The organism is Geodermatophilus obscurus DSM 43160, from assembly GCF_000025345.1.
GTDB classification, from domain to species: domain Bacteria; phylum Actinomycetota; class Actinomycetes; order Mycobacteriales; family Geodermatophilaceae; genus Geodermatophilus; species Geodermatophilus obscurus.
In genome coordinates, this window is record NC_013757.1 from 2338654 (window position 1) to 2356820 (window position 18167).

18 protein-coding genes and 1 pseudogene are annotated in these 18167 nt (G+C 73.7%); 10 read left to right on the plus strand and 9 right to left on the minus strand.

The window, feature by feature from the left end:
- The first annotated feature begins 179 nt into the window (after positions 1-179).
- Positions 180-866 carry a TetR/AcrR family transcriptional regulator gene (locus tag GOBS_RS11005; RefSeq protein WP_012948366.1) on the plus strand — a complete coding sequence of 229 codons (687 nt, stop codon included), beginning with the start codon at positions 180-182 and terminating at the stop codon, positions 864-866.
- An 86-nt stretch (positions 867-952) separates the two neighbouring features.
- Here GOBS_RS11005 and GOBS_RS11010 read toward each other — a convergent pair whose 3' ends face one another.
- Entirely contained in the window at positions 953-1300 is a 348-nt protein-coding gene (locus GOBS_RS11010) for a UBP-type zinc finger domain-containing protein (protein ID WP_012948367.1), read from the minus strand.
- A gap of 86 nt (positions 1301-1386) precedes the next feature.
- On the opposite strand from GOBS_RS11010, the gene GOBS_RS11015 reads away from it, so the two are divergent.
- The 4 genes from GOBS_RS11015 (at position 1387) to GOBS_RS11030 (ending at position 5783) form a co-directional block, all read left to right on the plus strand.
- Positions 1387-1755, plus strand: a complete 369-nt coding sequence (locus GOBS_RS11015) for a thioredoxin family protein (RefSeq protein WP_012948368.1) — start codon at positions 1387-1389, stop codon at positions 1753-1755.
- Positions 1756-1913: 158 nt separating this feature from the next.
- Entirely contained in the window at positions 1914-2393 is a 480-nt protein-coding gene (locus GOBS_RS11020) for a CAP domain-containing protein (RefSeq protein WP_012948369.1), read from the plus strand.
- Between the two features lie 221 nt (positions 2394-2614).
- On the plus strand, positions 2615-4273 hold the full coding sequence (locus GOBS_RS11025) for an FAD-dependent oxidoreductase (protein WP_012948370.1): 1659 nt from the start codon (positions 2615-2617) through the stop codon (positions 4271-4273).
- Positions 4274-4346: 73 nt separating this feature from the next.
- Positions 4347-5783, plus strand: coding sequence for an ATP-binding protein (locus GOBS_RS11030; RefSeq protein WP_012948371.1), 1437 nt, complete (start codon positions 4347-4349; stop codon positions 5781-5783).
- A gap of 112 nt (positions 5784-5895) precedes the next feature.
- On the opposite strand, the gene GOBS_RS28755 is transcribed toward GOBS_RS11030, so the two are convergent.
- Entirely contained in the window at positions 5896-6357 is a 462-nt protein-coding gene (locus GOBS_RS28755; RefSeq protein WP_341776579.1) for a methyltransferase domain-containing protein, read from the minus strand.
- Positions 6303-6965 (minus strand): hypothetical protein, encoded by a 663-nt coding sequence (locus GOBS_RS28760; protein WP_243697701.1) that lies wholly within the window; start codon positions 6963-6965, stop codon positions 6303-6305. Before GOBS_RS28760 ends, GOBS_RS28755 begins: the two co-directional genes overlap by 55 nt.
- 161 nt (positions 6966-7126) lie before the next feature.
- Here GOBS_RS28760 and GOBS_RS11040 point away from each other — a divergent pair, with 161 nt between their 5' ends.
- Positions 7127-8641: an MFS transporter gene (locus GOBS_RS11040; RefSeq protein WP_012948372.1), complete on the plus strand. Its 1515-nt coding sequence runs from the start codon at positions 7127-7129 to the stop codon at positions 8639-8641.
- Positions 8642-8701: 60 nt separating this feature from the next.
- Here GOBS_RS11040 and GOBS_RS11045 read toward each other — a convergent pair whose 3' ends face one another.
- Entirely contained in the window at positions 8702-10144 is a 1443-nt protein-coding gene (locus GOBS_RS11045) for a C4-dicarboxylate transporter DctA (protein ID WP_012948373.1), read from the minus strand.
- Between the two features lie 170 nt (positions 10145-10314).
- Here GOBS_RS11045 and GOBS_RS11050 point away from each other — a divergent pair, with 170 nt between their 5' ends.
- Together GOBS_RS11050 and GOBS_RS11055 are read left to right on the plus strand one after the other, a co-directional pair.
- The gene (locus tag GOBS_RS11050; protein ID WP_012948374.1) at positions 10315-11943 is read left to right on the plus strand and encodes a sensor histidine kinase; all 1629 of its coding nucleotides are present in this window, start codon (positions 10315-10317) and stop codon (positions 11941-11943) included.
- On the plus strand, positions 11940-12611 hold the full coding sequence (locus GOBS_RS11055; protein ID WP_012948375.1) for a response regulator: 672 nt from the start codon (positions 11940-11942) through the stop codon (positions 12609-12611). Before GOBS_RS11050 ends, GOBS_RS11055 begins: the two co-directional genes overlap by 4 nt.
- A 354-nt stretch (positions 12612-12965) precedes the next feature.
- On the opposite strand, the gene GOBS_RS11060 is transcribed toward GOBS_RS11055, so the two are convergent.
- The 5 genes from GOBS_RS11060 to GOBS_RS11080 all read right to left on the minus strand — a co-directional run bounded on the left by GOBS_RS11060 (position 12966) and on the right by GOBS_RS11080 (position 16760).
- A complete protein-coding gene (locus GOBS_RS11060; RefSeq protein ID WP_012948376.1) occupies positions 12966-14366 on the minus strand; it encodes an FAD-binding oxidoreductase in 1401 nt (466 codons plus the stop codon).
- Between the two features lie 238 nt (positions 14367-14604).
- The gene (locus tag GOBS_RS11065) at positions 14605-14886 is read right to left on the minus strand and encodes a hypothetical protein (RefSeq protein WP_012948377.1); all 282 of its coding nucleotides are present in this window, start codon (positions 14884-14886) and stop codon (positions 14605-14607) included.
- Between the two features lie 4 nt (positions 14887-14890).
- Entirely contained in the window at positions 14891-15343 is a 453-nt protein-coding gene (locus GOBS_RS11070) for a VanZ family protein (RefSeq protein ID WP_012948378.1), read from the minus strand.
- Between the two features lie 131 nt (positions 15344-15474).
- Positions 15475-16338, minus strand: a complete 864-nt coding sequence (locus tag GOBS_RS11075) for an alpha/beta fold hydrolase (RefSeq protein WP_012948379.1) — start codon at positions 16336-16338, stop codon at positions 15475-15477.
- A 14-nt stretch (positions 16339-16352) separates the two neighbouring features.
- Positions 16353-16760 carry a hypothetical protein gene (locus tag GOBS_RS11080; protein ID WP_012948380.1) on the minus strand — a complete coding sequence of 136 codons (408 nt, stop codon included), beginning with the start codon at positions 16758-16760 and terminating at the stop codon, positions 16353-16355.
- Between the two features lie 166 nt (positions 16761-16926).
- Between GOBS_RS11080 and GOBS_RS11085 the strand changes: the two genes are divergently transcribed.
- Both GOBS_RS11085 and GOBS_RS29675 read left to right on the plus strand, forming a co-directional pair.
- Positions 16927-17892, plus strand: coding sequence for a LysR family transcriptional regulator (locus GOBS_RS11085; RefSeq protein ID WP_012948381.1), 966 nt, complete (start codon positions 16927-16929; stop codon positions 17890-17892).
- Positions 17893-17965: 73 nt separating this feature from the next.
- A pseudogene (locus tag GOBS_RS29675) lies at positions 17966-18139 on the plus strand (nuclear transport factor 2 family protein); the annotation flags it as partial.
- Positions 18140-18167: the final 28 nt, after the last annotated feature.

An 18167-nucleotide genomic window follows, 5' to 3' on the forward strand; every position in this document is an offset into this window, starting at 1 on the left:
CTCGCGGCGGGACCCTGCAGGGGGGCCGCCCCGGTGGCCGGGCCGACCTGCGTCGGCCCGGCCACCGGCCTCCGATGCCAGGGAGGCTTCGTGACCGGGGAGCCGGTCGACCTGCCGAGGCCCGCCGCGAGCCGTCCTAGGCTCGGGGGCAGTCCACCGACGTGAAGAGGTCCGCAGCCGTGTCGTCCGTCGCCCAGCCGCTGTCCGACGAGTCCGTCCCCTCGGCCGCAGCCGTGCCCGACCCGCCGCGGCAGCGGGACGCCGAGCGCACCCGTGCCGAGATCCTCGACGTGGCCACCCAGGAGTTCGCCGACCGGGGCTACGCCGGGGCGCGGGTCGACGAGATCGCCGCCAAGACCAGCACGACCAAGCGGATGATCTACTACTACTTCGGCGGCAAGGAGCAGCTCTACGTCGCCGTCCTGGAGCGGGCCTACAAGCGGATCCGCAGCCTCGAGCAGCAGCTCGACGTCGAGCACCTGGACCCGGTGCAGGCGGTGCGGGAGCTCGCCTGCCTCACCTTCGACCACCACGAGGCGCACCCGGAGTTCATCCGGCTGGTGAGCATCGAGAACATCCACCGAGCCGAGCACATCGCCCGTTCCGAGGCGCTGTCCGGGCTGGCCAACCCCGTGCTGGACGTCCTCGGCCGGATCCTCGCGCGGGGCTGGGACGCCGGGTTGTTCCGGGACGACGTCGACGCCCTTGACGTGCACCAGGTGATCAGCTCGTTCTGCGTCTTCCGGACGGCGAACCGGCACACCTGGCGCGTCCTGTTCGGCCGGGACATGCTCGACGCGGAGCGACGCGAGCACCAGCGCCGGATGGTCGGCGACCTCGTCGTCGCCCACCTCACCGCCCGCTGAGCAGGCGCCGTCGCCGGCGAGTGCGACGAACTCGTGGCCATCGAGCGCTGATCACCACGGGTCCGCAGCACTCGACGCGGCGGGGCTCAGTGCAGGCGGGACAGCCAGTCGGCGGGGACCCGGCCGCGTGGCCCGGGAGCCGGCTGGTTCCACGGGCGGTGCTCGGGCGGCGCGAGTTCCGGGCCCGTCGCGAAGTCCTCGCGGGTGAAGTCCCAGAACCAGCTCTCGCCCGGCTCGTAGCTGCGGATGACCGGGTGCCCGGACTCGCCCGCGTGCCGGCGGGCGTGCTGGGAGGGGGAGGAGTCGCAGCAGCCGACGTGGCCGCAGGCGGCGCACCGGCGGAGGTGGAACCACCACCCGCCCGTGGCCTCGCACTCCACGCAGCCCGTGCCGCTCGGAGGCACGGACGGGTCGATCGCAGCGGCAGCGTCCACGACCGTCACGGTAGGGACCACGACCGCTCCCCGGAAGCCGTCGCGCAGCCGACGGGGCACACTCGGTCCGGGGGACGGAGGGCAGCGTGGGGACGGTCAGCCTCTCGGAGGACGACTTCGCGGCGGCGACGCAGGCCGCGGGCATCGTGCTGGTCGACTTCCGCGACGCCGCGTCGGGATCGAGCCGGGCTTTCGCCGGGGTCTTCGACGCCGTGGCGCAGCGCCACCCGGACCTGCGCTTCACGGCCGTCAACCTGCCCGCCGAGCCGCGGCTGGCCGCGGCGGTCGGGGTGAAGCGCGCGCCGAGCCTCATGGTCTTCCGCGACGGCGTGCCGGTGTTCGCCGAGCCGGGGTGGTTCCCCGAGGACTCCGTGGAGCTGCTCATCGCCACCGTCCGCGACCTCGACATGGTCGCCGTCCGGGAGACCTTCCCGGAGCCGGTCACCGGATCCTGAGCGCGGCTGTTCGCCCCCGGTCCGGTGACGGATCGGTGGCGGCCCCGTGACGTCGCCCCGGCACGCTCGCCGTCACGGGCGCACTCAGCGGCACTGTCCCCGGACGCCGCGAGTGCGGACCGCTCGTTGTCGGGTCATCTCACCGTGGAGGTCGTGGAGTGACGCTCTCACCTGCAGACGCGAACGCCGTCGTCGAGGCGCACAACCGGTACAGGAGGGACGTGACGGTGAACGTCCCCGACTTGGCGTGGTCCGACGCGCTCGCCACCGACGCACAGAAGTGGGCGGACCACCTGGCGAGCCTGCCCACGTGGCCGGCCAACCCGCACAGTGGTGTCGGCGGGGAGAACATCGCATGGGCGGCTCCTCCGGGATCGAAGACCCCGGCGGAGTTCGTGGACCAGTGGGGAGCGGAGAAGGCGAAGTTCATCCCCCCGTGCACGTTCACGGCGAAGGTGCAGGGAGACCCGTGCTCGACGACGGGGGACTGGCGGCACATCGGTCACTACACGCAGATCGTCTGGCGTCTCACGACCCACGTGGGTTGCGGTCTGGCCACGAGCGTGGCGACCGGGAGGGACATCTTCGTCGCCCGGTACGCCCCGCCCGGGAACGTCCGCAACAAACTCGTCTACTAGAGCTCGTGCTCCGGCGCGAGATCCCTCCGAGTGCCACCCAGTGACGGTAGGGATCGGTCCCGGGGGGCGGGAGGGCGGCGGAGGTCCGTGGCCGCCGGCGGCGCTCGTGCCCGCGAGGCTGTCACCGCGGCGGCCGTGCGGGCTAGCGTGGCCAGAGCCGGCGACGACGCCGTCCTCCCGCACCCCATCCCGCCCACGGCGGGCCCGGACAGGAGGCCGCCATGGGCCGACCCGTGCTGCTCACCGTCGACGACGACCCGCAGGTCTCCCGCGCCGTCGCCCGGGACCTGCGCCGTCACTACGGCGAGGCGTACCGGGTGCTGCGCGCCGGCTCCGGCGCCGAGGCCCTCGAGGCGCTCCGCGAGCTCAAGCTGCGCGGCGACCCGGTGGCGGTGCTGCTGGCCGACCACCGGATGCCGGAGATGAACGGCATCGAGTTCCTCGAGCGGGCGATGGACCTGGTCCCGCGGGCCCGCCGTGCGCTGCTCACCGCCTACGCCGACACCGACGCCGCCATCGCGGCCATCAACGACGTCGACGTCGACGCCTACCTGCTCAAGCCCTGGGACCCGCCCGAGGAGAAGCTGTACCCCACGGTCGACGCCATGCTGACCGCCTGGCACGAGACCCCCGACCCCGAGGTGCACGGCGTCAAGCTGGTCGGCCACCGCTGGTCGGCCCCGTCCTTCCGCGCCCGCGACCTGCTGGCCCGCAACGCCGTCCCGTACCACTGGTTCAACGCCGACGAGCCGGACGGACAGCGGGTCCTCGCCGCCGCCGGCGCCGGTCCGGACGACGTCCCCGTCGTCGTCACCCCGGACGCGCGGGTGCTCCGGCACCCGGGCGAGGCCGAGCTCGCCGCCGTCGTCGGGCTGGCCGTCGACCCGCGGGAGGAGTTCTACGACTTGGTCGTGGTCGGCGGCGGGCCGGCCGGGCTCGGTGCCGCGGTCTACGGCGCGTCCGAGGGCCTGCGCACCGTGCTCGTCGAGCGGGAGGCCACCGGCGGGCAGGCCGGGCAGAGCAGCCGGATCGAGAACTACCTCGGCTTCCCCGACGGCGTGTCCGGTGGGCAGCTCGCCGACCGGGCCCGCCGCCAGGCCGTGAAGTTCGGCGCCGAGCTGCTGCTGGCCCGGGACGTCGTGACGCTCGAGGCGCACGGGCCCAAGCGGGTGCTCCACCTCGACGACGGCCGCCGCATCGCCGCGCACGCCGTCGTCCTGGCCACCGGCGTCTCCTACCGCAGCCTCGGCGTGGACGGCGTGGACGACCTGACCGGCCGCGGCGTGTACTACGGGTCGGCGATGACCGAGGCCGCCGAGTGCGCCGACAGCGACGTCTACATCGTGGGCGGGGCCAACTCCGCGGGCCAGGCGGCGGTGTTCTTCGCCCGGTACGCGCGCTCGGTGTGCCTGCTGGTCCGGGGGGCCTCGCTGGAGGCCTCCATGTCGGCCTACCTGGTCGAGCAGATCGCCGGCATCGGGTCGATCTCCGTCCGCACCTGCACCACCGTGGCCGGCGCGCAGGGCGACGGGCACCTCGAGGCGATCACCGTGGAGGACGCGCGGACCGGCGAGCGGGAGACGCTGCCGGCCAGCCACCTGTTCGTCTTCATCGGCGGCGCGCCGCGCACCGGGTGGCTGGACGGCGCGGTGGTCCGCGACGAGCGCGGGTTCATCCCCACCGGTCCGGCGCTGCTGCGCGAGGGGCGCCGTCCCGCCGGCTGGGACGTCGACCGCGACCCGTACCTGCTGGAGACCAGCCTGCCGGGGGTGTTCGTCGCCGGCGACGTGCGGGCGGACTCGGTGAAGCGGGTGGCCTCAGCCGTCGGCGAGGGCGCCATGGCGGTCACCCTCGTGCACCGGTACCTGGAGGAGAGATGACCGAGCTCGCGAGGTCATCCGGGGGCAGGGCACGACTCGGAACGAGTCCGACGAGCGCCAGCGAGGAGGGGTCGTGACGACGGCGGCCGAGCGGCTGTCGGCCGCCGAGCTGCGCGAGCTGTTCCTCTTCACCGACCTCGACGACGGGCAGCTGGCCTGGGTCGCCGACCACGGCACCGTCGTCGCCTACCCGGCCGGCGCCGAGGTCTCGGTCGAGGGGGAGCCGGCCCGGTGCTTCTCGGTCCTCCTCGAGGGGACGCTGAGCATGTCCCGCCGGGTCGGCGGCAGCGAGGTCGAGACCGTGCGGACGTCGCACCGCGGCGTCTACTCCGGTGCGGTGCAGTTCTACGTCGGCGAGCGGGTCGACCAGCGCTACCCGGCGACGGTCCGCGCCGTGACCGACTGCCGCTTCCTCGAGCTGCCCGCGACCGAGTTCGCCGCGCAGTTCCGGCGCTGGTACCCGATGGCGGTGCACCTGCTGGAGGGCATGTTCATCGGCCAGCGGAACTCCGCCGAGCTGGTCGGGCAGCGGGAGCGGCTGCTGGCCCTCGGCAAGCTGACCGCCGGTCTCACCCACGAGCTCAACAACCCGGCCGCGGCCGCGTCACGGGCCGCCGCGGCGCTGCGCGAGCGGTTCGCCGGGATGCGGCACAAGCTGGCCCTGCTGTCGGAGGGCCGGCTCGACGGCGCCGTGCTGCGGTCGCTGACCGGGCTGCAGGAGGAGCTGGTGGCCCGGGTCGGCAGCGCCCCGGAGCTCACCGCGCTCGAGCGCGCCGACCGGGAGGACGAGCTCGGCGACTGGCTCGACGAGCGGGACGTGGACGGCGCGTACGAGCTGGCCGGGGTCTTCGTCGGTGCCGGACTGGGGCCGGCGGACCTGCAGCGGGTCGCCGACACCGTCGAGCCCGCTGCCCTGGAGCCCGCCCTCCGGTGGCTGGCCTACGCCGTGGAGACCGAGTCGCTGCTCGCCGAGATCGCCGACAGCACCGGCCGCATCTCCGGCCTGGTCGACGCCGCCCGCCAGTACTCACAGCTCGACCGGGCACCGCACCAGCCCACCGACCTGCACGCCGGGCTGGACGCCACGCTGGTCATGCTCAGCGCGAAGACGCCACCGGACGTGCGGGTGGTCAAGGACTACGACCGGACGCTGCCGCCGGTGCCCGGCTACCCCGGGGAGCTCAACCAGGTGTGGACCAACCTGATCGTCAACGCGCTGGACGCGATGGCGGGGGAGGGGACGCTCACCCTGCGCACCGCCCGGGACGGCGACTGCGCTCTGGTCGAGGTCGCCGACACCGGCCCGGGCATCCCCGAGGAGCTGCGGCAGCGGGTGTTCGAGCCGTTCTTCACCACCAAGCCGGTCGGCCAGGGCACCGGCCTGGGCCTCGACGTCTCCTACCGCGTCGTCGTCACCCGGCACGGCGGCGACCTGCGGGTGCGCTCCCGCCCGGGGGACACCCGCTTCCAGGTGCGCCTCCCGCTGCAGGAACCCCCACCTGCGAGTTGAGAGAGGACCCCCTGCCCCCCGCCACTCGCACGCTCGCGGCGGGACCCTGCAGGGGGCCACCCCGTGATCAACTCGAGAGGGGGGTGAGCGGTGGGAGCAGGGGGTCCCCTTCTCAGGACGGCGTCCGGGCCACGTAGACCGAGTCGAACGGGTCGTCGGGCACGTCGTGCACGGTCACGTCCACGAAGCCGGCCTCGTCGAGCATCCGCAGCGCCAGCTGCTCCCCCCACACCGTGCCCAGGCCGGCACCCTCCTCGGCGAGCGACACCGTCATGCAGTGCAGCGTGCTCACCGCGTACAGCCAGGGCGCCAGCGGGTGGCCCAGGTTCTCTTCCAGTGCGGAGGCCGCCTTGATGTCCATCATCACGAACCACCCGCCGGGCTCCAGCGCCGCCCGCACCCGGGACGGGACGCCGGCCGGGTCGGCCTGGCCGTGGATGGCGTCGAAGGCGAACACCGCGGTGGACGACGGGTCGCTGGGCAGCCGGGCGACGTCGAGCACCTCGAAGGAGACATTGGTCAGTGCCCAGGCGGCAGCCTCGGTGCGGGCCCGGTCGATCGCGTCCCCGGCCAGTCGTAGCCGGTGAACGACGACCGCGGGTACGCCCCCGCCATCAGGTTGAGCGCGTGCCCGGTGCCGCAGCCGATCTCGGTGGCCCGGACGCCGTCGGCCAGCCGCGCGGGTAGCTCGCCGGTCACCGGGAGGATGCCGTCGAGCAGCTGGCCGTCCATCAGACCGCGCGAGATGCCGTCCATGACGTCGGTGAACTCCGGCCGGAACGCCTCGTACGGCACTCCACCCCCGGTCCGGGAGACCCGGGCGACGTCGGGTACGTGGGGCGCCAGGGAGGTGACCAGGCGGCTGATCGGCGCCAGGTTGAGCGACCCCTCGCCGGTGAGCAGCAGGGCGTGCTCGGGCGGCAGGGAGTACTGCCGGGTGGCGGGGTCGTACTCGACGATGCCCGCCGTGACCAGCGACCCGAGGCACTCGCGGACGTAGCGCTCCACCAGGCCCGCCCGCGACGCCACCTCCTCGCCGGTCCCGGGACCGGTGGCGAGGGCATCGAGCAGCCCGGTCCGCGAGGCCAGGTCGACCATCAGCGTCACCATGCCGCCGACGTAGGTGCCGACCAGCTTCTCGCCGAAGGCGGCCACCCGGGTCTCGTCGAGGGACGTGGTCATCGTGCACCTCCGCACACATCGGGAACGGCCACGCCAAGAGGGCTCGCGAGGGGGCGGCCAGGGCCGGAGGCCCCGCCCTGCGGCTCCGGCGGACCCGGCGGACCATCGGGGGACGGCGGGCGCGCACCGGGCGCCGCCGCCCCAGACCCCCGGAGGCGCCCGTGACGGCCCGGCCCGACCTCGACCGGACCGCCCGGACCGCGGGGGACCCCGGCGGTGAGGAGGAGTACCGGCCGGACCCGCGGCGGTGGCGGGCGCTGTCGGTCACCCTCGTCGCCGGCTTCATGAGCCTGCTCGACGTCAGCATCGTGTCGGTGGCCCTGCCGACGCTGCAGCGCGACCTCGGGGCCTCCGCGGCGGCGGTCCAGTGGGTGGTCTCCGGCTACGCGCTCACCTTCGCGCTGGTGCTCGTCCCGGCCGGCCGGCTGGGCGACGCCCTCGGCCGGCGGCGGATGTTCCTCGCCGGGCTGGCCGGCTTCGTGCTGTGCAGCACGGCGGCCGGGGCGGCGCCGTCCGTGGGTCTGCTCATCGCCGCGCGGCTGGCGCAGGGCCTGGCCGCCGGGGTGCTCGCACCGCAGAACTCCGGGCTGATCCAGCAGCTGTTCCGCGGCGGCGAGCGCGGCCGGGCGTTCGGCCTGTTCGGCGCGGTCGTCGGGGTGTCCACCGCGGTCGGCCCGATCGTCGGCGGGCTGCTGCTGCAGGTGGCCGACTGGCGCTGGATCTTCTACGTCAACGTGCCGATCGGCGTCGTCGCGTTCGTCCTCGCCTGGCGGCTGCTGCCCCGCGGCGGCGCCGGCGGGCGCGGGCACATCGACGTCGGCGGGGTGCTGCTGCTCGGCGCCGGGGCACTGGCCCTGCTGCTCCCGCTGGTGCAGGCGGAGGCCGGCGGCCTGTCCCGGCTGTGGTGGCTCTTCCCGGTCGGCGTGCTCCTGGTGGGCGGCTTCGTCGCCTGGGAGCGGCGGGTGGTCCGGCGCGGTGGGGAGCCGGTGTTCGACCCGCGGCTGGTCACCGAGACCCGCGGCTACGGCCTCGGGGCGGCGCTGGGCACCGTCTACTTCGTCGGCTTCAGCGGCATCTGGCTGGTCTTCGCGCTGTTCTTCCAGACCGGCCTGGGGCTCACCCCGCTGCAGTCGGGCCTGGCGGTCACGCCGTTCGCGCTGGGCTCGGCGACCGCGGCGGTGGTGGCCGGACGGCTGGTCGAGCGCTTCGGGCGGCTGCTCACCGTCATCGGCCTGGTCGGGGTGCTGACCGGCCTCGGGGCGACGGTCGCCGTCCTGCTGCTCGTGCCGGCCGACGCCGTCCCCTGGGCGGTGGCCCCCGCGCTGCTGGTGGGCGGTCTCGGCGGCGGTTTCGTCATCTCGCCGAACATCACGATGACGCTGCGCGACGTCCCGGTGCGGATGGCCGGCGCGGCCGGAGGGGGGCTGCAGACGGCGCAGCGCTTCGGCGCGGTCATCGGAACGGCGGCGCTGCCCGGCCTGTTCTACGTCGTCCTCGGCGCCACCGCCCGGGACTACCCGGCCGCTGCGGCCGCGGGCCTGGCCGTCGCCCTCGCCGGGATCGCCGCGGCCCTCGTGCTCGCCGTCGTCGACCTGCGCCGCACCCGGCGGCAGGACCGCGCGGACGCGGCCGAGCACGACCGCGACGCCGCCCACGGGCGCGCCGCCCACTCCTGACGCGACGAGGGCGCCCGGTCCTGGACAGGACCGGGCGCCCCCGGGGGAACGCGGTGCGGGTCAGCGCACCGAGGACTGCGCCAGCTTGGCCTGCGCGTCACCGGCGTCGCGCTGGCCGGGGCCGGCGTTGGTCGCGTCGGCGGGGAGGTTGTCGTCGCTGGAGCCGCCGCCGTGGCCGTCGTCGTCGAGCATGGTCTCCTCGTCGAAGGGCCGGTCACCGGCGAGGACGGCGTCGAGCTGCTCGCGGTCGAGCTCCTTGGTCCACGTCGCGATGAGGACGGTGGCGACGGCGTTGCCCGCGAAGTTGGTCACCGCGCGCGCCTCGGACATGAACCGGTCGATGCCGACGATCAGGCCGACGCCGTCCAGCAGGTCCGGACGGTGGGCCGAGAGCCCGCCGGCCAGCGTGGCCAGGCCCGCGCCGGTGACGCCCGCCGCGCCCTTCGATGCGATGATCATGAAGGCCAGCAGCCCGATCTGCTCACCGATCGACAGCGGGTCGCCCAGCGCCTCGGCGATGAACAGAGAGGCCATCGTCAGGTAGATGGCGGTGCCGTCGAGGTTGAACGAGTAGCCCGTCGGGACGACGATGCCGGCGACCGGCTGGCTGACACCGGCGTGCTCCATCTTGGCGATGAGCCGCGGCAGGGCGGTCTCCGACGACGAGGTGGAGACGATCAGCAGGAACTCGCGGCCCAGGTACTTCAGCAGCGAGAAGACGTTGATCTTGGCGATCAGGCGCAGCAGGAGGCCGAGGACGACGAACACGAACAGCGCGCAGGTGGCGTAGAAGCCCAGCATGATCACCGCGAGGCTCTGCAGGGCGTCGATCCCGGTCTCGCCGACGACGGCGGCGATCGCGCCGAAGGCACCGATCGGGGCGACCCACATGATCATCGAGAGGATGCGGAAGACGAGCTTCTGGAAGTGGCCGATGCCGCGCAGCAGCGGCTCGCCCGCACGCCCCATGGCCTGGATGGCGAAGCCGGTGAGCAGGGCGACGAGCAGCGCCTGCAGCACCGAGCCCTCGGTCAGCGCCGAGATCAGCGTGGTCGGGATCAGGCCGAGGATGAAGTCGGTGGTGCCGCCGGACTCCTCGGCCGTGCCGGCCAGTTCGGCGCCCTCGCCGCGCAGCTCCTCGGACAGCTGCAGGCCCTCACCGGGGCTCAGGATGTTGCCGACCACCAGACCGATCGCCAGGGCGATGGTCGACATGAGCAGGAAGTAGCCCATCGCCAGCCCGCCGATGCGGCCGACCTTGGCCGCCTGCCGGATGGCGCCGATGCCCAGCACGATGGTGCAGAAGATGACCGGCGCGATCAGCATCTTGATCAGGCCGACGAACGCGGTGCCGAGCCACTTGAGCGACACGGCGAACTCGGGGAAGGCGAAGCCGACCGCGATGCCGGCGAGCACCGCGCCGATGACGGCGATGTACAGCCAGTGGGTGCGATCCCGCTTCTTGGTGGCCGGTGGTTGGTCGGCCGCAGTGCCTGACGCCATGACTGCTCCTGGAGGTCGGCCCGAGGCGAGAGGCCTGCGGGGTGTGCCGTGCGTGTGTCCGCGGGGGCGGCGTACATCACAGTGCGGGGCCCGGTGACCAGGGTCACGCATTCGTTCATTGCGTGCACGCGGGGTCCGGTGTGGATCGCTGCCGCGGGACACTCGCGGGCGTGACGCTAGCTGCCTTCCTCGCGCACCGCCGCCGGGGAGATGCCAGCCTGGCCCGGCGGTTGCTGCTGCTCCAGGCGCTGGTCGTGGCCGTGGTCGTCCTGACGGCGACGGCGGTGGCCTACCTCGACGCGCGCCAGGCGGTCCGGGCCGCCGCCGAGGAGGAGACCACGGGGATCGTCGAGAGCATCGCCGACTCACCACTGGTCGTCGACGCGGTGACCGGTCCCGACCCGACCGCGGTCCTGCAGCCCTACGTCGAGGCGGTCCGCGCCGACACCGGGACGTCGTTCATCACCGTCCTGGCCCCGGACCGGACCCGGTACACCCACCCCGACCCCCGCGAGATCGGCCGGCCGTTCATCGGCAGCATCGCGCCGGCCCTGGAGGGGGAGACGTTCACCGAGACCTACACCGGCACCCTCGGCCCGTCGGTGCGCGCGACCGGACCGGTCGTCGACGCCGACGGCGACGTGGTGGCCGTGGTCTCCGCCGGCGTCACCGTCGAGGTCATCGGGGAGGACCTCGCCGCCGCCGTCCCCGGCATCGTCGGGACGGCGGCCGCGACCCTCGCCGTCGGCGGGCTGGGCAGCTGGGCGCTGTCCCGGCGGCTGCGGCGGCAGACCCACGGGCTGTCCCCGGCGCAGCTGGCGCGGATGGTCGACTACCACCACGCGGTCCTGCACGCCGTCCGGGAGGGACTGCTCCTGGTGGACGACGAGCAGCGGGTGCAGCTGGTCAACGACGAGGCGCGGCGGCTGCTCGGGCTGGACGACGACCCCACCGGCCGGCACGTCGGCGAGCTGGGCCTGCCGCCGGAGCTGACCGCGGCGCTCACCCAGCAGCGCACCGCCGTCGACGAGGTGCACGTGACCGGCACCCGCGTGCTGGTGGTCAACCAGGCCCCGCCCCGGCCGGGGGGCCGCTCCGCCGGCGCCGTGGTGACCCTGCGCGACCACACCGACCTGCAGGCGCTGACCGGCGAGCTGGACAGCGTGCGCTCCTTCGCCGAGTCGCTGCGCGCCCAGGCCCACGAGGCGGCCAACCGGCTGCACACCACGGTGTCGCTGGTCGAGCTCGGCCGCACCCAGGAGGCGATCGACTTCGCGACCGCCCAGCTGGCCTCGGCCCAGCAGCTCACCGACCGGGTCGTCGACGCCGTCGGCGACCCGGTGCTGTCCGCGCTGCTGCTGGGCAAGGCCGCCACGGCGCACGAGCGCGGCGTGCTGCTGGAGGTCGACCCGGCGACGGCGGTGGGCGAGACCGGCATCCCCGGTGGCGACCTGGTGACGATCGTCGGCAACCTGCTCGACAACGCCATCGACGCGGCGCTGGCCGGGGAGCCGCCGCGGGAGGTGCAGTTCGCCGCGGAGGTCGACGGCGGGCGGCTGCAGATCCGGGTCGAGGACACCGGGCCCGGGGTGCGGGAGGAGGACCTACCGCGGCTGTTCGAGCGCGGCTGGAGCACCAAGGAGACGACCGCGGCGCCCACCGGGCTCGGTCGCGGGCTGGGGCTGGCGCTGGTCGCCCAGGCCGTCGCCCGGCACGGCGGCACGCTCACCGTGCGGCCCGGCCCCGGCGCGCTGTTCACCGTCACCCTGCCCGTCGGGGTGCCGGCGGTGTCCCGGTGATCCGGGTCCTCGTCGTGGAGGACGAGCCGGTCGCCGCCGAGGCCCACCGCGCCTACGTCGACCGGACGCCGGGCTTCACCACCGCGGCGGTCGCCGGCACCGGGGCCGCGGCCCTCGACGCGCTGGCCCGGCAGCCGGTCGACCTGGTGCTGCTGGACATGAACCTGCCCGACGCCCACGGCATCGACCTGTGCCGGCGCATCCGCGGCGCCGGCGCGCAGGTCGACGTCCTCGCCGTCACGTCCGCCCGCGAGCTGGCCACGGTGCGGGCCGCCGCCGCGCACGGCGTCGTGGGCTACCTGCTCAAGCCGTTCACCTACCCCGCGCTGCGCGACCGGCTGGCCGCCTACGCCGAGTACCGCGAGCGGGTGCACGCCGGTGGGGACGCCGCCGGGCAGGACGACGTCGACCGCGTGCTCGGCGGGGTGCGGCCCACCCGGCCGGCGCCGCTGCCCAAGGGGATGGGCCGGGAGACCCTCGACGCCGTCGTCGCCGCCGTCCGCGCCGCCGGCGAGGGGCTGTCGGCCGCGGAGACCGCCGAGCTGATCGGCGCCTCGCGGATCACCGCCCGGCGCTACCTCGAGTACCTCGCCGACACCGGGCTGGTCGACCGGGCACCCCGCTACGGCGGCGCGGGCCGCCCGGAGCTGGAGTACCGCTGGCGCTGAGCCGCGGCAGGCCCGGCCGAGGGCCCTGCTCCTCGCTTCCCGTACTCGACCCGCCGCGCCGGAGCTCGTTGAGAAAGAGGCACGGGACCGCCTCTGCTGGCAGAGCCTGGCCCCGGGACACCGAGTCCCGCCGTGTCCCTGAGCAGCCGACTCAGGGACACGGACCCCGGACACTCGACCAGCGGTCTGGAACGTCTCGCTCTCTGTCGACCCTCGTCGGTTCGTCCTCGCTCCGGCTGTGCGATGCACTGAGGACCACGATGCGAGGGCTGACCGGTGGGCTGACCGATCGAGCCCATCGGGTGCGTGGCCCTCGAGGCGTGTCGAGGGGAGTCCCTCTTGTGGTCTGCGGAGTCAGGATACGGGCGACGTGATGTTCACGTTGCGGTGGAAGACGTTGTTCGGGTCGTACTTGGCCTTGACCGCAGCCAGCCGTCCGTACTTGCGGCCGTAGGTGTCCTGGATCCGGGATTCGTCCTGACCTTCCAGGGCGTTGACGTATGTCCCTGCACCCATCATGTGCGGACGCAAGGCGTCCCACAGCGACCGAACCCATTCGCGCTCGGCAGGGAGCAGGTCGGGCGTGGGGCACAGGCCGATGAAGAAGCCCATGTAGCGGGGGGTTCGCCCGCCGCCGAACGCAGTGTCGTCCTCGCCGACCTCGCAGTACGCCTCATCGAGCCGGTAGAAGAGCAACACGGACAGCGGCGAGCTCTTGCGGGGGGCGTAGTCACCGAGGATCTCGATCACCTCGTCGGTGAGGTCCTCGATGTAGGCGCCCTTGTCGTAGCCGTGCGACCCCCAGGCGTTTGCCTCGTCGAGCAGTTGCTGCAACGCGACGTAGGCCATCGGTGTGACGAGATCGAACAGCGGCGGGAGCGCCGCCCGGATGCGGTCGACCGCCTGCTGGTGCTCGCCCGGGTCACCGAAACCGACCAGCAGCAGAGCGCAGCCCAGCTCGTTGTGGTGCTCGACCGGCACGAATGGAGCGGGCGGAGCGGTGAGTGCCGCGGCGGGCATGGCATTGAGGGAGCGTGGCAGGTCGGCGATGACCTCCCGCATCAGCCGGAGCGCCTCGCGGCTTCGGTCCTGTTCCCAGAAGAACAGCCCGAACTGCACCGTCGGCCCGACCTCGTGCAACCTGAACTCGAACTCGGTGACCACCCCGAAGTTGCCGCCGCCGCCGCGCAGTGCCCAGAACAGATCGGCGTTCTCATCCTCGGCCGCGCGCAGGACTCGCCCGTCGGCGACGACGACCTCGGCCGAGAGGAGGTTGTCGACCGAGAGACCGGCCTGCCGGGTCAGCCATCCCATGCCGCCTCCCAGCGTGAGCCCTCCTACGCCGGTATGACTGATCGCACCCATCGGAACCGCGAGCCCGTGCGCCTGCGTCGCGGCGTCGAGGTCGGAGATCAATGCCCCGCCCTGCGCGCGGGCGCGCTTGGCCCCGGGGTCGACGGTCACTCGATTGAGCAGGCTGAGGTCGATCATCAGGCCGTGATCGCACACCGCGTGCCCCGGCATGCTGTGCGCTCCGCCGCGAACCGAGACCTCCAGGCCTTCCTCACGGGCGAACCGGACAGCGACGGCCACGTCGTCGGCCGAGGTGCACCGAGCCACGACAGCCGGCCTACGGTCGATGTCGGCGTTCCACACCCTGCGGACCTCGTCGTAACCCGGGTCACCGGGTGCGATGACTGGCCCGTTCATCTCAGCGCGGAGAGCGTCGATGCCTCCGCTCAGTGTCTGAGTCATGCCTGGTCCCCCTTGCGCCCCAGCCCGACATGCGACAGAGGCTCAGTGTTCTCCTGCCTCCGGTGGGGCGACAGACCTCTCGGCGGGATGAACGGACCGTCGCCGAACCCGTCGACGTGTCCCTGGAGCCGTCTTCGGGACGAGCTCTCCTCGCGCTGTGCCAGCCGGGCGTCGTCGACCGCACCTGCCCCTGCCCCGACCTCGGAGGCGAGGAGCGCAGGGCTGCGTCAGGGTCGGTCTACGAGGCGCCGGACGACCTGGCGAGCCAGATGGCCCACGCGTCTCGCGCGATGTCCTCGTAGCGGTCCACGGGGCCGGCGGTGTCCTCGTCGAACCAGCGCACGAACTCCCCGTGCGCCAGCGTGACGACGTCGTCGACGGACCGGGCGCGCGGGCGGCGCGCGACGATGCTCCCCGCCTCGGGGCGGTACTCGTCCGGGTTGTCGCCGAAGCCGATGCCCACCGGGTCGTGGCGGTACAGCAGTGCCTCCACCTCGGCGATCAGCGACGGCGCCCTCACACCCTCACCGTAGGGCGGGCCCTCCGCCGAGCCGGGCCACCTGACGTCGAGCGGACCGGCCGGTGGCGAGGGCGACCACCAGCCCGGCCGCGACCGCACCGGTGGCGTTGAGCGCGGCGTCGACCGGGGAGATCACGCGGCCCAGCGGCAGCGCCCACTGCAGCAGCTCGATGCCGGCGCCGGTGGCGACCGCGAGCGCAGCCAGCCGCGGCGGGGTGCCCAGCCGCGGCCGGCGCAGCACCGCCAGGACGGCGAGCGGGACCAGCAGCGCGAGGTTGCCGACCAGCTGCAGGACCGTGGCCTCGAAGTGCAGCCCGGTGGCGTACCAGCGCAGCTCGGTGAGCGGGGCACCCCACGCCCAGCCGGAGCCCCCGGCCGGGGTGAGGGTCAGCCACGCCACCGCGGAGGCGGGGAGCAGCAGGGCGGCGTCCAGCCCTCTGCGGTGGTCGGCGGCCATGACCTCACGGTGGCCGGCCGGCCCGGCACGGTCCTGCGCGCAGCCTGGACGGTGGCTGGGAGCGGGGTCGGCGCCCGGCGCCCGCTCCCTGAGCCGGTGGGCGGCAGGTGCCTGCCCACCGGCTCGGGGGATCAGCCGGACTTGGCCGTCTTCACGCCCTGCAGCGCCTCGAGTGCCTGGATGAGGTAGCGGCGGAAGGTGGCGTGGTTCTCGCTCATCGGGAAGTGCCCGATCTCGGGCATGGCGATGAACGTGCCGTTCTTGATCTCGCCCGCCGTGCGGGCGCTGTCCTCGGGCGTCGTGAGGTAGTCGTACTCCCCGGTGAGCATGACCACCGGGCACCGGTCGCCGTCGATCTCGCCGAGCCGGCCCCGCAGGTCGTGGTCCACCGAGTAGAAGTGCAGGTCGCCCTTGAACGCCTCGGACCCCTGCGAGTAGTAGAACCAGGTCTTCCAGCGGTCGGCCTCGGGGGACTGCGGCGCCATCAGGTCCCAGACCCCGCTCGCGCACACCTGTGCGGCGTTGGCGTGCGGGTGCTGCCACCAGTCGAGGTAGAAGCCCGGGGAGTAGTCGGCCCCCTCGACCGAGAGGACGCCGGCGAACCGGTCCGGGTGGCGCAGGGCCAGCTGCAGCGCGACGTTCCCGCCGAACGAGGAGCCCATGAAGATCGGGTCCTCGAGCTCCAGCGCGTCGCAGAGGGCGACGATGAAGTTGACGTAGTGGTCGGCGGTGAGCTTGTACTCCTCCTTCCACCACTCGGCGTTCTCCGGCGGGTCCGACTTGCCGTGGCGGGGCAGGTCGTAGGCGATGACGCGGTAGTCCGCGGTGATCTCGTCGTCCTCCAGCAGGCCGCGCCACTGGTGGTTGTGGCAGCCGGCGGTGTGCTGGCAGACCAGTGGCTGGCCGCTGCCGTTCTCGAGGTAGAAGACCTTGTACTCGAGGCCGTCGACCTCGAGCGTCACGTAGTGGCCGGTGACGGGGGAGATCCTGCTCATGGCTGTCTTCCTCCTCAGACGGGGGCGCCGACGACGCGCAGCAGCTCGATCTGGCGGGTGATGCACCGCAGGTTCTGCATGAGGACGAGCACCTTGCCCTCCAGGCGCATGTCCCGCTGGAACGTGGCCGCCCAGATCCCGTGGAACATGGGGGCCGGCACCGGCTCGCCGAAACCGCGCCACGTCTCCGCGCTGGCCCGGATGGCGAAGTCGTAGGCCACGTCCAGCGGACCGGGGTCCACCGCGACGTTCGTGACCCGGCCGGACTGCACCTCCACCACGTAGCTGCGCTCGGTGGCGTCGAGCAGGTACGAACAGGTGAAGTACTTGCCGTGGGCCTGGATCTCCGGGTCGGTGTTGCTGGCCTCGGCGAACGCGTCGGCCCACGCCTGGGCGGACGGCGCGCGGGTCGCTGCGGTCATCGGCGTGCTCCTCTCCGAGCAGGTCGGATGTCGTGGCCGCGGGGTCGTGCCGGCGGCCGGTGCCATCAGATCCGTGTGATACGGCTCACGTCCAATACCTGTCGGCCACCGATCGATAGGCCAGACGCATTGGTGGAACGGCTGCCACCGCTCCTAGGGTGGGTCCGTGACGGACGCTCCCGAACTCCGCGTCCTCCGCTACTTCGTCGCCGTCGCCGAGGAGCTCCACTTCGGCCGGGCCGCGGCGCGACTGCACATCAGCCAACCGTCGCTCAGCGTGCAGATCCGCAAGCTCGAGCACACCCTCGGGGCGCAGCTGCTGGAACGGACGAGCCGGCGCGTGGAGCTGACCCCGGCCGGCGTGGTGCTGCTCGAGGAGGCACACCGCCTGCTGGTCGGCGTCGAGCGCCTGACCGCGGCCACCCGCAGGGCGGCGGCCAACGGCGGCGGGGGGAGCCTGGTCGTCGGCTTCCAGGCCAACGCGGCGGCGGAGCTGACCCCTCGGATCCTCGCCGCGTTCCAGGCCCGCTGTCCCCGGGTGCAGCTGGAGATGCGGTCGCACGACTTCGCCGACCCCTACGTCGGTCTCGCCACCGGCAGCGTCGACGTGGCGTTCGTCCGCCCGCCGGTCCTGGTGCAGAGCTGGCTGTCGATGGAGACCCTGTTCGTCGAACCGCGGGTGCTGGTGACCTCGAGCGAGTCGCCCCTGGCCACGCGCGACCGCGTCACCGTGGAGGACGTCGTCGACCAGCCCTTCGTCGGCCGGCGGGCACCGGAGTACTGGCGGGACTTCTGGCTCGCCGTCGACAGCCGGGGTCCGCACACCGTCCGGCTCGGCGCCGAGGTCGTCAGCGTCGACGAGTGCTTCGAGGCGATCCTGTCCCGGCGCGGGGTCGCCTTCACCCAGGCCTCCACCCAGCGCTACTACGACCGCCCCGGGCTGGCGTTCGTCCCGGTGGAGGGGCTGCCGCCGTCCCCGCTCGCGATCGCCTGGCGCAACGACATGGAGGCCCAGCCGGTCCGGGACTTCGTCGACACCGCTCGGGTGCTCGCCGCGCTCGACCTCGTCCCGTCGGCCACCCCGGCAGTCGGTACGCCGCTGGCCGCCACCATCGCCGCCGTCGCCCGCTGATCCGACGCCGCCAGCACCTCGGGCCCCGGGCCGAGTGAGCAGTCGGCGTCGCCCTGCCGGGCGCTCTGGTGCGGTGTTCGAGGTCGTCGAGCTGTCCGTGACCGCCGGCGCGGATGTCGCCTGGGTGCACGCCCTGCTCCGCTGCGGCACGGAGGCCGACCTGGCCGAGCACCCCGGGCGCCGGCTCCGAGTCACCCTCGGCCTGCGCCGCAACGGCGGCCGGTGGCGCGTCGCGCACGAGCACCACTCGTTCCCGCTGCGGCGACAGCGGCCGG

Coding starts and splice junctions, on each gene's coding strand:
- GOBS_RS11025 (WP_012948370.1), top strand. CDS start 2,615: ATGGGCCGACCCGTGCTGCTCACCGTCGACGACGACCCGCAGGTCTCC.
- GOBS_RS28760 (WP_243697701.1), bottom strand. CDS start 6,965: ATGACCACGTCCCTCGACGAGACCCGGGTGGCCGCCTTCGGCGAGAAG.
- GOBS_RS11045 (WP_012948373.1), bottom strand. CDS start 10,144: ATGGCGTCAGGCACTGCGGCCGACCAACCACCGGCCACCAAGAAGCGG.
- GOBS_RS11060 (WP_012948376.1), bottom strand. CDS start 14,366: ATGACTCAGACACTGAGCGGAGGCATCGACGCTCTCCGCGCTGAGATG.
- GOBS_RS11070 (WP_012948378.1), bottom strand. CDS start 15,343: ATGGCCGCCGACCACCGCAGAGGGCTGGACGCCGCCCTGCTGCTCCCC.
- GOBS_RS11075 (WP_012948379.1), bottom strand. CDS start 16,338: ATGAGCAGGATCTCCCCCGTCACCGGCCACTACGTGACGCTCGAGGTC.
- GOBS_RS11080 (WP_012948380.1), bottom strand. CDS start 16,760: ATGACCGCAGCGACCCGCGCGCCGTCCGCCCAGGCGTGGGCCGACGCG.